At 65.7% G+C, this 14192-nt stretch carries 14 protein-coding genes; 11 read left to right on the top strand and 3 right to left on the bottom strand.

Annotated features, from left to right (window positions below; genetic code table 11):
- The first annotated feature begins 16 nt into the window (after window positions 1-16).
- The 6 genes from lysA to ACM6JT_RS23815 all read left to right on the top strand — a co-directional run bounded on the left by lysA (window position 17) and on the right by ACM6JT_RS23815 (window position 5857).
- A complete protein-coding gene (lysA, locus tag ACM6JT_RS23790; protein WP_175747350.1) occupies window positions 17-1255 on the top strand; it encodes a diaminopimelate decarboxylase in 1239 nt (412 codons plus the stop codon).
- Between the two features lie 637 nt (window positions 1256-1892).
- On the top strand, window positions 1893-2693 hold the full coding sequence (locus ACM6JT_RS23795; RefSeq protein ID WP_414857429.1) for a transporter substrate-binding domain-containing protein: 801 nt from the start codon (window positions 1893-1895) through the stop codon (window positions 2691-2693).
- A 67-nt stretch (window positions 2694-2760) separates the two neighbouring features.
- Window positions 2761-3420 carry an amino acid ABC transporter permease gene (locus ACM6JT_RS23800; protein WP_034180537.1) on the top strand — a complete coding sequence of 220 codons (660 nt, stop codon included), beginning with the start codon at window positions 2761-2763 and terminating at the stop codon, window positions 3418-3420.
- A gap of 44 nt (window positions 3421-3464) precedes the next feature.
- The gene (locus tag ACM6JT_RS23805; protein WP_034180538.1) at window positions 3465-4190 is read left to right on the top strand and encodes an amino acid ABC transporter ATP-binding protein; all 726 of its coding nucleotides are present in this window, start codon (window positions 3465-3467) and stop codon (window positions 4188-4190) included.
- Window positions 4191-4254: 64 nt separating this feature from the next.
- Entirely contained in the window at window positions 4255-5451 is a 1197-nt protein-coding gene (gene metC / locus ACM6JT_RS23810; protein ID WP_414857430.1) for a cystathionine beta-lyase, read from the top strand.
- A gap of 61 nt (window positions 5452-5512) precedes the next feature.
- Window positions 5513-5857: a DUF3088 domain-containing protein gene (locus tag ACM6JT_RS23815; protein WP_105391143.1), complete on the top strand. Its 345-nt coding sequence runs from the start codon at window positions 5513-5515 to the stop codon at window positions 5855-5857.
- Between the two features lie 47 nt (window positions 5858-5904).
- Here the strand turns inward: ACM6JT_RS23815 and ACM6JT_RS23820 are convergent, their stop codons facing one another.
- Window positions 5905-6792 (bottom strand): DMT family transporter, encoded by an 888-nt coding sequence (locus ACM6JT_RS23820; protein WP_217587859.1) that lies wholly within the window; start codon window positions 6790-6792, stop codon window positions 5905-5907.
- Window positions 6793-6919: 127 nt separating this feature from the next.
- Between ACM6JT_RS23820 and ACM6JT_RS23825 the strand changes: the two genes are divergently transcribed.
- From ACM6JT_RS23825 to ACM6JT_RS23835, 3 genes are all read left to right on the top strand, one after another.
- Complete coding sequence (locus tag ACM6JT_RS23825; RefSeq protein ID WP_414857431.1) at window positions 6920-8398, top strand: PLP-dependent aminotransferase family protein; 1479 nt, start codon at window positions 6920-6922, stop codon at window positions 8396-8398.
- Window positions 8399-8573: 175 nt separating this feature from the next.
- The gene (locus ACM6JT_RS23830; RefSeq protein ID WP_414857432.1) at window positions 8574-9275 is read left to right on the top strand and encodes a M35 family metallo-endopeptidase; all 702 of its coding nucleotides are present in this window, start codon (window positions 8574-8576) and stop codon (window positions 9273-9275) included.
- A complete protein-coding gene (locus ACM6JT_RS23835) occupies window positions 9269-9754 on the top strand; it encodes a hypothetical protein (protein ID WP_131948443.1) in 486 nt (161 codons plus the stop codon). The genes ACM6JT_RS23830 and ACM6JT_RS23835 overlap by 7 nt, the downstream gene beginning before the upstream one ends.
- A 77-nt stretch (window positions 9755-9831) precedes the next feature.
- Here ACM6JT_RS23835 and ACM6JT_RS23840 read toward each other — a convergent pair whose 3' ends face one another.
- Window positions 9832-11265, bottom strand: a complete 1434-nt coding sequence (locus tag ACM6JT_RS23840; RefSeq protein WP_414857433.1) for a nicotinate phosphoribosyltransferase — start codon at window positions 11263-11265, stop codon at window positions 9832-9834.
- A gap of 74 nt (window positions 11266-11339) precedes the next feature.
- Complete coding sequence (locus tag ACM6JT_RS23845) at window positions 11340-12380, bottom strand: bifunctional nicotinamide-nucleotide adenylyltransferase/Nudix hydroxylase (protein WP_034180544.1); 1041 nt, start codon at window positions 12378-12380, stop codon at window positions 11340-11342.
- 181 nt (window positions 12381-12561) lie between these two features.
- On the opposite strand from ACM6JT_RS23845, the gene ACM6JT_RS23850 reads away from it, so the two are divergent.
- Together ACM6JT_RS23850 and ACM6JT_RS23855 are read left to right on the top strand one after the other, a co-directional pair.
- On the top strand, window positions 12562-13014 hold the full coding sequence (locus tag ACM6JT_RS23850; RefSeq protein ID WP_414857434.1) for a type II toxin-antitoxin system RatA family toxin: 453 nt from the start codon (window positions 12562-12564) through the stop codon (window positions 13012-13014).
- Window positions 13015-13212: 198 nt separating this feature from the next.
- Window positions 13213-14100 (top strand): DUF4261 domain-containing protein, encoded by an 888-nt coding sequence (locus ACM6JT_RS23855; protein WP_414857435.1) that lies wholly within the window; start codon window positions 13213-13215, stop codon window positions 14098-14100.
- Window positions 14101-14192: the final 92 nt, after the last annotated feature.

A 14192-nucleotide genomic window follows, 5' to 3' on the forward strand; every position in this document is an offset into this window, starting at 1 on the left:
ACACGATTCATCCGCCATGTCCCTCGATTCCCGCCAGCTCGCGACGCTCGCGCAGCAATACGGCACCCCGCTGTGGGTGTACGACGCCGACGTCATCCGCAACCGCATCGCCCAACTGCGCCAGTTCGACGTGATCCGCTACGCACAGAAGGCGAATTCGAACGTCCATATCCTGAAGCTGATGCGCGAGGAAGGCGCGTGCGTCGATGCCGTGTCGCTCGGCGAGATCGAGCGCAGCCTTGCGGCCGGGTTCAGTCCGGCCGGAGAGCCGGAAGGCGTCGTGTTCACGGCCGACCTGATCGACCGCCCGACGCTCGCGGCCGTACTGAAGCACGGCGTGACCGTGAACGCGGGTTCGCTCGACATGCTCGCGCGCATCGGCGAGCACGCGCCGGGCCACCGCGTGTGGCTGCGCGTCAACCCCGGTTTCGGCCACGGCCACAGCAACAAGACCAACACCGGCGGCCCGCAAAGCAAGCACGGCATCTGGATCGACGACGTGCCGCGCGCGATCGAGATCGTGCGCCAGTACGGGCTCAAGCTCGTCGGCATCCACATGCACATCGGCTCGGGCGTCGACTACGGCCACCTGTCGCAGGTGTGCGATGCGATGGTCGATCTCGTCACGTCGCTCGGCCATGACATCGACGCGATCTCGGCCGGCGGCGGCCTGTCGATTCCGTATCGCGACGGCGAGCCGCGTGTCGACGTCGGTCACTACTTCAGCCAGTGGGACGCCGCGCGCAAGCGGATCGAACGGCATCTCGGCCACGCGGTGCGCATCGAGATCGAACCGGGCCGCTTCCTCGTCGCCGAAGCCGGCACGCTCGTCACCGAAGTGCAGGCCGTCAACCGCCGGCCGAAGCACGATTTCGTGCTGATCGACGCGGGCTTCAACGACCTGATGCGCCCGTCGATGTACGGCAGCTACCACGCGGTATCCGTGCACACGCACGACGGCGCGCTGCCGGCCGGCCGGCCGCTCGTCGACCTCGCGATCGCGGGGCCGCTGTGCGAATCGGGCGACGTGTTCACGCAGGACGCGGGCGGCGTGGTCACGCACCGCAAGCTGGCGCAGCCGCAGATCGGCGACCTGCTGTTCCTGCACGACGCAGGCGCGTACGGCGCGTCGATGTCCTCGAACTACAACAGCCGGCCGCTCGCGCCGGAAGTGCTCGTCGATCGCGGCGCGCCGCGGCTGATCCGCCGCCGGCAGACGATCGGCGAACTGCTCGCGCTCGAGACGTTCGAGTAACGCGCTTTCGGCGTGACGAAGGCCAACGGCCAGGCTTGCCGCTACCGGCAAGCCTGGCCGTTTTGCTTTTCGGCGTGCTGCAGGTTCGCCCGGTCGCGGCCCGGAGCAACCGCACGACCGCACCGTAGCACCTGATGCCTCGCATCACGCGCAACCGCAGCAGATCGCTTGCGCCACCTTTCGCATGCGGAGAAAAACATTCCACGGCGCGTAGAAAGTGCGGGCATCTTTGGAAACACTTTCCTTTTTGACAAACCTAAGATTGCCCTCAGTCGCTCAGCATTCTTGTCGCCGGATACGCATCGACGATGCACCGGCCTACCACTCTCGCAACGCTGCACGGGCAATCATGATCCGCATGCTTGAACTCTTCGCCGCACACCGGAACACGTTCGACATGTGTGCCGCGCGGCCCGCTCACGCGTCACGCTGCGACCGCTCGCGCTTCTCGCGCCTTCATCCGCATTCGCGCCGATCCACCAGCGCGCGCGAACGCATGCCGTAACGCACGGCATCACGCACGGCGGCTAACGACACACGCCGCCGCGCGCTCCACCGATTTCCCGCCCCCGGCGACACCGCCCGTCGCCGCGGCTTCGCACACCCTGAATTTTCGACAACAACCACGGAGACAACCATGAAGCACTTCACCCCGACGCTCAAGCAAGGCATCGCCGCCGCCCTCCTCTGCATCGCGACCGCGACGTCGCACGCGGCGGACCTGCTCGACACCGTCAAGCAGGCCGGAGTCCTGAAGATCGCGCTGGAAGGCACCTACCCGCCGTTCGACTACCGCAATGCCGACGGCCAGCTCGAAGGCTTCGACGTCGACGTCGCGAAGGCCGTCGCCGCACGCCTCGGCGTGAAGCCGCAATTCGTCACGACCGAATGGAGCGGGATTCTCGCCGGCCTGCAGGCCGGCAAGTTCGACGTGATCGTCAACCAGGTCGCGATCACGCCGTCGCGCCAGCAGGCGCTCGACTTCAGCGCACCGTACGTGTATTCGTCCGCGCAACTGCTGCAACGGCAGAACGACACGCGCGCGTTCAAGTCGCTCGACGAACTGAAGGGCAAGAAGGTCGGCGTGACGATGGGCAGCAACTACGTCGATCTCGTCAAGACCGTGCCCGCGATCGACCTGCAGGTGTATCCGGGCACGCCGGAAAACCTGCGCGACCTCGCGGCCGGTCGAATCGACGCGGCGGTCAACGATCGCCTGATGCTCGGCTACCTGATCAAGAACTCGCACCTGCCGCTGCGCCCCGGCTCCGTGCTCGCGGGCGGCGAGGACCGGATGGGCATCCCGTTCCGCAAGGGCAATCCGAAATTCGCGAAGGCGATCGACGATGCGGTCGCGTCGCTGCAACAGGACGGCACGCTGAAGAAGATCTCGATGCAGTGGTTCGGCACGGACACGACCAAGCCGGTGACGCAATAACGCAGCCCGCCCCGAGCCCGCGCGCACGAACGCGCGGGCCGTCCGGCACACAATCAGGAGACACGTGATGGAAGCACTCGATCTGGTCGTTCATACGCTGCCCGTGATGGTCAAGGGCGCCGTGCTCACGCTGAAGTTCGCGGTGGCGTCAATGGCGCTCGGCCTCGTCGTCGGGCTCGTGATCGCGATCATGCGCATCGGCAGCAACCGGCTCGCAGCGGGGCTTGCGCAGGGCTACGTCAGCCTGATGCGCGGCACGCCGCTGCTCGTGCAGATGTTCGTCGTCTACTACGGGCTGCCCGATCTCGGCATCACGCTCGATCCGACGACGGCCGGCATCTTCACGCTGACGCTCAACGCGGGCGCCTATCTGTCGGAGAGCATGCGCGGCGCGATCCTCGGCATCGGCCGCGGGCAATGGGCGGCCGCGCACAGCCTCGGCCTCACGCACGTGCAGACGCTGCGCTACATCGTCTGCCCGCAAGCGCTGCGCCTCGCGGTTCCGAGCCTCGGCAACACGCTGATCAGCCTGATCAAGGACACGTCGCTGGTCTCGGTGATCACCGTCACCGAATTGCTGCGCTCGACGCAGGAAGTGATCGCCGCGACGTTCCAGCCGCTGCCGCTCTATCTCGCCGCCGCCGCGATCTACTGGGTGCTGAGCACGCTGCTCACGCGGCTTCAGGGCCGCGTCGAGACGCGCCTCGCGCTGCCGTCCGCGCATTGAGCGCGTGCCGGACCTTCATCCCGAACCTCAACGACGGACAGAACATGATTACGCTCGACAACGTATCGAAATGGTATGGCAAGCATCAGGTCCTCTCGGCATGCAGCGCGGCGGTCTCGAAAGGCGAAGTGGTCGTCGTGTGCGGGCCGTCGGGCTCCGGCAAGTCGACACTGATCAAGACGATCAACGGTCTCGAGCCGTTCCAGAAAGGCAGCATCACCGTCGACGGCACGCGGCTCGGCGATCCCGGCGCGAAACTCGCGCAATTGCGCGCCCGCGTCGGCATGGTGTTCCAGCACTTCGAGCTGTTTCCGCACCTGTCGATCACCGAGAACCTGACGCTCGCGCAGATCAAGGTGCTCGGCCGCCGCAAGGACGAGGCCGTCGAGAACGGCATGAAGCTGCTTGATCGCGTCGGCCTTAAGGCGCATGCGCACAAGTATCCGGGGCAGTTGTCAGGCGGGCAGCAGCAGCGCGTCGCGATCGCGCGCGCACTGTCGATGAACCCGGTCGCGATGCTGTTCGACGAACCGACCTCGGCGCTCGACCCCGAGATGATCAACGAAGTGCTCGACGTGATGGTCGAGCTCGCGCGCGACGGCATGACGATGGTATGCGTCACACATGAAATGGGCTTCGCGCGGAAGGTCGCGCATCGCGTGATCTTCATGGACCAGGGCGCGGTGGTCGAGGATGCGGCCAGCGACAGGTTCTTCGCCGCGCCGCGCTCCGAACGCGCACGCGACTTCCTCGACAAGATCCTGCATTGACCGCGCGGCGACTGCCTCGCACCGCTTCGATTGACTGATTGATTGCCCCTCAAAGGACGACACCTTGAACCACCTGCATTCGACCGAAACCGTACTCGCCCACGAAGGCCGCTCGCACGGCCAGCCCGGTTCGCCCGTGAACCCGCCCGTGTACCGCCAGTCGACGCTGCTCTTTCACGACACCGACGCGCTCGACGCGGTGCGCGGCACGCCGCTCGCGTATGGGCGTCACGGCAGCCCGACCACGCGCGCGCTCGAGAAAGCGCTCGCGCGCCTCGAAGGCGCGCACGCCGCGCTGCTGACGCCGAGCGGCCTCAGCGCGATCACGACCGCGCTGCTCGCCGTGCTGAACCCCGGCGACCATCTGCTGATGGCCGATTCCGTGTACGACCCGACCCGCTCGTTCTGCGACGAGACGCTCGCGCGCCTCGGCATCGAGACGACGTACTACGATCCGGCGATCGGCGCCGGCATCGCATCGCTGATGCGGCCGAACACGCGCGCGGTATTTGCCGAATCGCCGGGTTCGCTGACCTTCGAAGTGCAGGACATCCCGGCCATCAGCCGCGTCGCGCACCGGCACGGCGCGGTCGTGCTGCTCGACAACACCTGGGGCACGCCGCTGAATTTCCGGTCGTTTTCGCATGGCGTCGACGTGTCGATTCATGCCGCCACGAAATACATTGCCGGACACTCCGACGTGCTGATGGGTGCGATCCTGACGACCGAGGCGCTCGCGCCGAAAGTGACGCGCTTCTACCGGCAACTCGGGATGACCGTCAGCGGCGACGACGCGTATCTCGCGCTGCGCGGCTTGCGCACGCTGTCGGTCCGGCTCGAGCGGCACCAGCGCAACGCGCACGCGCTCACCGAATGGCTCGCGAAACAGCCGGAGGTCGCGCAAATCCTGTATCCGGCGCGGCCCGGCGACCCCGGCCATGCGCTGTGGCAGCGCGACTTCACCGGCGCGTGCGGGCTGTTCGGCATCGTGCTGCATCCGCAGCCCGACGATGCGGTGCGCGCGCTGCTCGACGGAATGACGTGCTTCGGCATGGGGTATAGCTGGGGCGGCTTCGAAAGCCTGATCGTCCCGTCCAATCCGTCGCGCCATCGCACCGCCACGCAATGGGCGGCGGCCGGCCCGCTGCTGCGGATTCACGCGGGGCTCGAGCATCCCGACGACATGATCGCCGACCTCGCTGCCGGTTTCGCGAGGATGCGCGCCGCCGCGCTCACGGAAGCGTGCAATTCCGCGACGTAGTACACGCCACTCAGATTTACGTTTTCTTCAACGTTCGTCCCTCTCTCATAGCGAGACAATCATGAAAGACACGCTGTTCATTCTTCGCCCCGGTTTTTTCAAGGACTCCGAAGGTCCGTTCTACTGCGGCGATTCCGTTTCCGTCGAAGGGTTGCTGAGCTTCTACCCGCAGCTTCGCGACGCCGTCGATGTCGAATACATCGACGCGCCGCGGCCGCGCCAGCCTATCGTCGCGCTGATCGGCGCAGACAACCAGTCGGCCCCCGTGCTCGTGCTCGGCGACGGGCAAGCGCCGAAGGACGGCGCACTCGCGATTCGCGAGCACAGCGGCCGGCGCTTCATCGATTCGCCGGCCGATATCCGTCGGTATCTGTCTTCGCAGTATGGCGTAGCGCACGTCGCGTAAGCATGCCGCTCCGTGCCGTCGAGCGACGGCATGGAACGGCATGCGCGTCACCCCGCGCGCTGCACCGGCGCTATTTTCGAGAAGTACTTCGCGCCGGCCACGCAGCCGACCACGACGACCGTCACGACGACCATCGCCGGCGGCACCGTCTCGTGCAGCAGCCCGGCGGCCAGCAGGAAACCGAAGAACGGCTGCAGCAGCTGCAACTGGCCGACGCCCGCGATCCCGCCGAGCGCGAGCCCGCGATACCAGAACACGAAGCCGATCAGCATGCTGAACAGCGACACATACGCGAGCCCCCACAGCGCGGCGGCATCGACACCGTCGAACGACGCGGGCCACGTAAGCCACGTGAGCGGCAGCATCAGCGGCAGCGACAGCACGAGCGCCCACGAGATCACCTGCCAGCCGCCGAGATCGCGCGACAGGCGCGCGCCTTCCGCGTAGCCGAGCCCGCACGCGACGATCGCGGCCAGCATCAGCGCATCGCCGACCACCGACGCCTGGCCGCCGTTGCGCAGCGCAAACGCGGCCACCGCGCCGCTGCCGACGATCGAGAAGATCCAGAACGGCAGCCGCGGCCGTTCGCCGCCGCGCCACACGCCGAACAGCGCGGTCGCGAGCGGCAGCAGCCCGACGAACACGATCGCGTGCGCCGACGTCACGTGCTTCAGCGCAAGCGCCGTCAGCAACGGGAAACCGACCACGACCCCGAGTGCGACGATCGCCAGCGACACGGCCTCGGCCCGCGACGGCCGCTTCTGCTTCAGCACGACGAGCAGCAGCAGGCCGAGCGCGCCGGCGATCGTCGCGCGCGCGAACGTGAGGAACAGCGGGTCGAGCCCCTGCACCGCGACACGCGTCGCAGGCAGCGAGCCACTGAAGATGATCACGCCCAGCAGGCCGCTGAGCCATCCGTCGGTTGTCTTTTGCACGGGAAATCCTGAACGGGGAAAGGTGGATGAACGATGATCCGCCGCCCGCGAAAAACGCGTAAGCTACACCCCAATACAATCCGGACAAACTGTACTGGACAACCGGCCGTACAGTTCACTCTTCGCCATGAACCATTCCGCCCCGATTCCCGTTCCGCCCGCGCCGTCGCGCACGCGCGTCGAAACCGTGATGGATACGTTGCGCGCGCGGATCGCGAGCCGCGCGCTGATGCCCGGCGCGCGCGTGCCGTCGATCCGGATGATGGCCGACGCGCTCGGCGTGTCGAAATCGACGGTCGTCGATGCATACGAGCGGCTCGCGAGCGAAGGCGTGCTCGTCGCGCGGCGCGGCTCGGGCTTCTACGTGTCGGGCCACGCACCGCCGCTCGCGCTCGCCGATCTCGGCCCGCGCCTCGACCGCGAACTCGATCCGCTGTGGCTGTCGCGCCAGTCGCTGGAGGCGGCGCCGACGACGGTGAAACCCGGCTGCGGCTGGCTGCCGTCGTCGTGGCTGCCCGACGAGAGCCTGCGCCGCGCGCTGCGCGCCGTGTCGCGCGACGAATCCGACGCGCTGACCGACTACGCGACGCCGCTCGGCCTGCCCGCGCTGCGCCAGCAGCTCGCGTGGCGGCTCGCGCAGCACGGCGTTCACGCGGAACCCGCGCAGATCATGCTGACCGACGGCGGCACGCATGCGCTCGACCTCGTATGTCGCCTGCTGCTGGAGCCGGGCGACACGGTCGTGCTCGACGATCCGTGCTACTTCAACTTCCAGGCGCTGCTGCGCGCGCATCGCGCGCGGATCGTCAGCGTCCCGTACACGCCGAACGGTCCCGATCTCGTGCGCTTCGAACAGGTGCTCGCCGAGCACCGACCGCGCCTGTACATCACCAATGCTGCGCTGCACAACCCGACCGGTGCGACGCTCGCACCGCCCGTTGCGCACCGGCTGCTGACGCTCGCGGCCGAGCACGACTTGCTGATCGTCGAGGACGACATCTTCGCGGATTTCGAGAGCGCGCCCGCGCCGCGCCTTGCGGCATTCGACGGGCTGTCGCGCGTCGTGTCGATCGGCAGCTTCTCGAAGACGCTGTCGGCCGCGATCCGCTGCGGCTACGTCGCCGCGCGCCCGGAATGGATCGAGGCGCTCGTCGACCTGAAGCTCGCGACGTCGTTCGGCAACGCGCAGATCGGCGCGAACATCGTGCACCGGCTGCTGATCGACGGCACGTACCGGCGTCACCTCGACAGCCTGCGCGCGCGTCTTGCTGACGCGATGGGCGAGACGATCCGGCGCCTCGCGCGCGCGGGGCTCGGAATCTGGACGGAGCCGCGCGGCGGCCTGTTCGTGTGGGCGCAACTGCCCGACGGGCTCGACGCCGCGCGCGTCGCGCGCCACGCGCTTGACCACGACGTCGTGCTGGCGCCGGGCAACGTGTTCAGCGTGTCGCGCAGCGCGACGTCGTACCTGCGCTTCAACGTGTCGCGCTGCAAGGGGCCGGCGGTGTTCGATGCGCTTGCGCGGGCGATGGAGGCGGCTCGGGCGGCGGAGCACGCGCGCGTGCAGGCGGATGCGGGCGGACGCTTGCTGCCCGGAGAGCCGTGATGGCGGGCGGATGCGCAGACGGTAATTGAGCGGTGCGGTGATCGGCCTCTTTCGGCATCCGTAACGTCACTCTGGCTCTTGGTCGACGGGACGAAAAATCGTACTCGTCCCATAGACGAGCACGCTCCCGACAACCGATAGTTTCCCAACTTTTTTGCCGGGATCTATCGAGCCAATGAGCGGGATTCTGAATTCACACGACGCTGCCGAAGACGAAGACGACGAATGGGTTTTCGTTGGAACCACCTACACGAACACGACGCCAGGATCCGTTCATGTTATCGACCTCGACCTGACACCGATCTGCGAGAACATGTCGAACAAGGCATTCCGGAAACTGATCGTGCGGTTGCGTGACGCGGCGATTTCATTGATTCAGGATCGGATTCACGGGATTGCACATTGGGATCAAGGAGAACAGGAACGCGTCCAGACCTGGTTCGGGCGATCCGATGAGGCAATTCGACACCACCTACGGACCGGGCTACCGAAGCTTCTGCGCGTCATGCAGGAATTGAAACCGGAAAATGTCATCCGGTGGGACGAGCAGAAACAGCGAAACATCACGTGTACCGTGTTTCCCGACAACGGAATCGCCGATGCCGCCGTATGCAAACCCGATTCGGACAAGCGAATCATCGCAATCTATCCACACTTCTGCACGCTTCCCGACGCTCGACTCTCTTCCAATTGCAAGTTGAAGGTCCTGATTCACGAGTGTACGCACTACGTCGACACCTTCGACTCGAACGACGAAATCTACGGATTCGGGACCGGCCTTAAATACTGGGCACGAGATCATCGGGATCTGGCGATCAATAACGCCGACAGCCTCGCTTGCTATATTTCATTCTTTGACGACAGGGTCCTGTGGTGAGATCTCTCGCGCATCTGACGAGCATCGCGCTCGGGTTATGCCTGGCATTTTCGCCGCCGCTCGCGGCATGTACCGTTTCCGAAGACATGCTGGACAGTGTCCCGCTCAACTCTTCCGACATTCCAAATGAGGATCGAGTCAAGATTGCGGACATGGTTATCCGCGCCCGTCAGTGGCCCGATGCCGACATCCGCGGCATCATCTCAGCCGGCGCGTATGTCGGTGAAAGGGACCCACAAGCGCTTGCGCTGCATCGAGCGGCCAATCTGAGGGAATATCTCGTCCAGCTCGGCATCAAGGACGAGAACATATGGTCGGACACACACATGATCTCGAAACCGTATCCGAAAGACAGCGCCGGCTACGAGGGTTATCTTCAGATCGGACTGACACTGGTTCCGCTGTGTAAAGACGGATGCCGGCATCTTTGCGACGATCCTCGCATCACACCGACATCCCGGGCAATCCGTCGACCCTGACCGCCTTCGACGAAGCCGCCACCGATCTCGCCAGCGTCAGGGTGACACGAACGCCTCGCGCCACCCCGCTCTCTACCTCAAACCTCCCCCGCGTGCGCCCTCGCCCGCACCTCGGCAAACGTCGTATCGACCAGCAGCCGCCCCGTATCGAACACCGTTTCGAGCGCCTCGTCCCATTCGCCTTCCAGCGCCCGATCGTCCCACGCAACGGGCAGTGTCGTCGTCCGATACTCTCCGGTGCGGCGATTGCGCAGCAGCGTGAGCCGCCCCTTCTTCGAGCGCTTGCCCTGATCGGTGACGGGATCCTTGCGGACGTCGTGCCACACGCCACCGCGCCGGATCGCCGAGCACTTCATCGCAAAGCGCTGCGTATCGCGGTTCACCTGCTGCAGCAATGCGCCGCCCATGCCGAACACGACATTGCCGGCCGCATAACCCGCGTCGTCGAGTGCGGAAAGAATCGCGTCGATCGACAACTCGTCGACACCATCGCCCTGGATCACGCGCACGCGGTTCAGCACGCGCCGCCCCTTGCCGTTCAAGGTCGAGCCGAACGACGCGTCGAGCGCGCGCACGGTCTGCATCACGATCTTCACCGGGTCGCCCGAATCGGGACGCACGACGAGCGTCGCGCCAGAATCGATCACGGCCTGCCGCAGTTCGCCGCCCCACAGATCGAGCGCGGCGAACAGATCGTAGGAGTCCGACACGACCGACACGATCGCGCCGGGCAGCCCGAAGCGGCGGATCATGTTCCGGTACGCATCGGCCTCGCCTTCCCTCCCCCACGACGTGATCGTGCTGTGCTCGGCCGCCGGCACCGAGTACGCCGCCATCGGCTCGCGATAGAAGCGGTTCGCGGCCAGCACGCCGAGCACCGTATCCGAGCCCATGAAATTCACGAGGTGCGCCGCGCCGCCGATCGCGGCCGACTCTGCGCTCGACACGCCGCGCGCGCCGAAGTCGTGCAGCTTGAACGGCAGTTGCGCGAGATCGTCGTCGGTCCTTTCGAGGAAACGGCGGATCGTCTGCCGCAGGTGCCAGCTTCGCGTCGCGACCGTCACCGGATACCAGACGCGCAACAGCATCGTCTCGAGATACGACGCGAGCCAGAACACCTGCGGATCGTCGCATTCGACGGTCATCAGCACGTTGTGCACCGGCACGACCGAACCCTCCGGCACCGCGCGGATCTTCACGGGCAGATAGCCGTCGTAGCGTTCGACGATGTAGCGCCACCCTGCTTCGTTGAACGGCACGCCGTGCACCGTGAAGAAATCGCGCGCATCGTCGATCATCGCGTGCGTGACCGGCTTGCACAGATATTCCTTCAGCAGCATCTGCAGGCCGAAGAACAGCGTGCGGTCGTAGCGGCCGCCGCGCGATTCGACGTACGAGAACATCGCCGACGCGTCGGGCGGATATTGCAGGAAGTGGGAAGCCTTGTACGAATCCGTGTTGAGGATCGGATTGGCGAGAACCGCGGCAAAGCCGCCGGGATCGTTTTGCATGGCTAGAGCTCCTCTAGGCCGTTGAAGTGCCGCCGCGTCTGTCGCGGCGGACCGGAATGCGGGGAATCAGCGGATCACAGCTTCCCCAGGAAGTGATACGCGATGTCGAAGTGATCCTCGAACATCACGTTGCGCATCTGCGCGAATTCGTTGAGCGGCACCCAGCGTGCCTTGTCGGCGTCGTCGCTGCCCTTCACGCGCGGCAGCTCGCCGGTCGGGAAATTGAACAGGCACGCGTGCGTGATCGTGCGGCCGCGCAGCGAGCGGGTCGGGTGATCGAACACCTGCCGATCCTTGATCGAGCCGCGCAGCACGGGCTCCGGCAGCTTCAGGCCGGTCTCCTCGCGCAGCTCGCGGATGCAAGCCGCATCGAGCCGCTCGTCCTGGTTCACGAACCCGCCCGGCAGTGCCCACAGGCCGCGGCCCGGTTCGCTGCGGCGGCGCACGAGCAGGATATGACCCGAGTGCACGACCACCGCGTCGACCGTCACGAACGTGACGGGATAAGGCGCGGCTGCCCATGCCTTGCGATACGCGGCGATGAATTCGGCTTCCGACTTCAGTTGCGCGAATTCCGGCTGCGTTCGAAAACGCTCGAGCCAGCCGAACACGGGTTCCGGCACGGCCCACTGCACGAAGCTGTTGGTGCGTTCTGCGAAATACTGGTCGCGGATCTCGGTGGCGGAAATGTCTTCGGTCGCATCGACGTCGACGAGCTCCCATTGCGGGAACATCCGCAGGTAATACGACGTGGCGTCCTTCTCATGGCCGATCAGCCCGACCTTGCGCTGCGCGACTTCGCCGAGCGCGGACGCGACGGCGTCCTGCACCCAGCGCACCCAGTCGCCGTCGTTGTACGTCGAATCCTGCAACGGCGCGATCGTCACGCGGTCGCGCTCGGACGCGTCGAACAGCGAAGCCAGCATCTGGCGGCGCTCGTCGAACGAGAACGGATCCTTGATGGTGCGGGGCTTGTCGGTCGACCCGATCAGCACGCACACGCGCTCGGCCCGGCTCAGTGCCGACTTCAGCACGTTCAGGTGACCACGATGCGGAGGCTGGAAACGACCAATGAAAACGAGCGCGTCGAAGCGCCGGTTCTGTTGCGTACTCATGAGGCTCCCTCAAGAGATTGAAACGCTTCGGGTCTTTCCCGAAGGGTTGGAATGAATCCTAGGTGAAATCCCGGAGTGCGTCAATCGAGCACACGCTCGACTTGACCAAGTCTGACGAAATGCGCGGTATTGGCGGGGTACACTCGATTTCATCCCAATCCGCACCATTGCGCCCGCCATCATGAGGATCTCAGTCAGCCGGACCGTCGGCGTCGATCGCAAACGCCTCTTCACGTGGTCGCAGGATTACGCGCGGCGGCTCGTGTGGGACAGCTTCCTCGTCGACGCCTATCTGCTCGACGAAACGACGGCCGACGTCGGCGTCGACGCGTTCTGCCGCAGCCAGTCGGGCGCGACGATGGTGTCGCGCTACATCTCGTACCGCCCGCCGCAGGTCGCTGCCGTCGAAATGGTCGACGGGCCGAAGGTGCTCGAACGCTTCAGCGGCAGCTGGAACTTCACCGAACACACACCGGGTTCGACCGAAGTGAAGTTCACGTACAACTTCCGCGCTCAGCCGTCCTGGCTGCGCTGGCTGCTCGAACCGCTGATCGGCGCGTTCTATCTCGTGCAGACGCGCCGGCGTCTCGATTCGTTCAAGCGCTGGGCCGAAGCGGAAGCGCTGCCGCGCTGATACGCACTGCCGTGCGGTCCGGCGTGTCTGCGCCGTCTCCCTCCGGATACGTTCGAACCCGCCATGGCCGCTTCATCGGGCATTTGCCAGATCCGCCGAACCCGGGGAAACTACGGGCGGCCGTCACCCTGACGGCGAGCCCTGACCGAGAGAACAGGGCACTCCTCCCTGAAACGGCGTCGATACAAACACAATCCCATGAGCCTGATATCCCGATTCTTTGGCCGCAAGGAAGAACCCGAAAACCCCGCCGCACTGGTCGCTGCGTCCGACGTCGAGCATCCGCTGAGCGTGACGGTCGTCTTCGACGGGCCGCTGCAGGTCGATATCGCTTCGCTGACGGCCGCGCTGCGTGCGTACCATCCGAGCATGAAGCACGCGCGTGTCGAAACCGAGCCCACGCTGGAGCAGGTATTCGGGCTCGCCGGCTGGGGCAACCACGTCGTCCGGCTGGTCGGCTTCGATGCGCCCTATCCGTCCGACGCGCTGGAAGCATGCGTCGCGCCCGCCCACTACGGGCAGGACCTGAAGCAGCAGGTGCGCGCGAGCCGCAGCCACGTGATCCTCTACTACGCCGGACATGAACCCGATCCGCTCGACCAGTATGTCGCGCTGGCGGCCGTCGCCGGCGCGCTGGCCGAACAGAACGGCCTCGCGGTGCTGAACGAACACGCGCGCACGTCGCTGCCGGCCGGTGTCTTCGATGCGAAGGAGCTCGGTGCCGAAAGCCTCGAAGTGCTGCGCGAGATCCCGTTGAACCTGTTCTTCTGCGGCTTCGTGAAATACGAGGTCGAAGGCGTCGAAGGCGTGTGGATGCGCACCTATGGCGCCGACGTGTTCGGCCTGCCCGATTTTGCGGCGCTCACGGAAGGCCATCACGAAGGCGAACGCTATTCGGGCATCTTCAACAACGTGATGCACTACCTGCTGGAAAGCGGTGCGCGCATGCATGCGGGCGAAACGATGCAGGTCGGTTCGGAAACGTTCATGAAGCTGCGGGAACCGCTCGAACACGAGTATTACCTGCAGGGGCCGGCGCAAGTGCTGGTGGCCGAACTGATCTCGGCGGACCAGATCAATCGCTGATTGCGACGCGATCGTGCGGCGCGCGGGCTCGAAGCTTCTCGAACCGCGCGCGCCGCGGCACTACGTGACGGCTGCATAGCAGCCACTGCTCC

The sequence above is a fragment of the Burkholderia sp. IT-111MI5 genome (genome assembly GCF_949752865.1).
Taxonomy (GTDB): Bacteria; Pseudomonadota; Gammaproteobacteria; order Burkholderiales; family Burkholderiaceae; genus Burkholderia; species Burkholderia pyrrocinia_C.

Coding starts and splice junctions, on each gene's coding strand:
- lysA (WP_175747350.1), top strand. CDS start 17: ATGTCCCTCGATTCCCGCCAGCTCGCGACGCTCGCGCAGCAATACGGC.
- ACM6JT_RS23795 (WP_414857429.1), top strand. CDS start 1,893: ATGAAGCACTTCACCCCGACGCTCAAGCAAGGCATCGCCGCCGCCCTC.
- ACM6JT_RS23800 (WP_034180537.1), top strand. CDS start 2,761: ATGGAAGCACTCGATCTGGTCGTTCATACGCTGCCCGTGATGGTCAAG.
- ACM6JT_RS23805 (WP_034180538.1), top strand. CDS start 3,465: ATGATTACGCTCGACAACGTATCGAAATGGTATGGCAAGCATCAGGTC.
- ACM6JT_RS23815 (WP_105391143.1), top strand. CDS start 5,513: ATGAAAGACACGCTGTTCATTCTTCGCCCCGGTTTTTTCAAGGACTCC.
- ACM6JT_RS23825 (WP_414857431.1), top strand. CDS start 6,920: ATGAACCATTCCGCCCCGATTCCCGTTCCGCCCGCGCCGTCGCGCACG.
- ACM6JT_RS23830 (WP_414857432.1), top strand. CDS start 8,574: ATGAGCGGGATTCTGAATTCACACGACGCTGCCGAAGACGAAGACGAC.
- ACM6JT_RS23840 (WP_414857433.1), bottom strand. CDS start 11,265: ATGCAAAACGATCCCGGCGGCTTTGCCGCGGTTCTCGCCAATCCGATC.
- ACM6JT_RS23845 (WP_034180544.1), bottom strand. CDS start 12,380: ATGAGTACGCAACAGAACCGGCGCTTCGACGCGCTCGTTTTCATTGGT.
- ACM6JT_RS23850 (WP_414857434.1), top strand. CDS start 12,562: ATGAGGATCTCAGTCAGCCGGACCGTCGGCGTCGATCGCAAACGCCTC.
- ACM6JT_RS23855 (WP_414857435.1), top strand. CDS start 13,213: ATGAGCCTGATATCCCGATTCTTTGGCCGCAAGGAAGAACCCGAAAAC.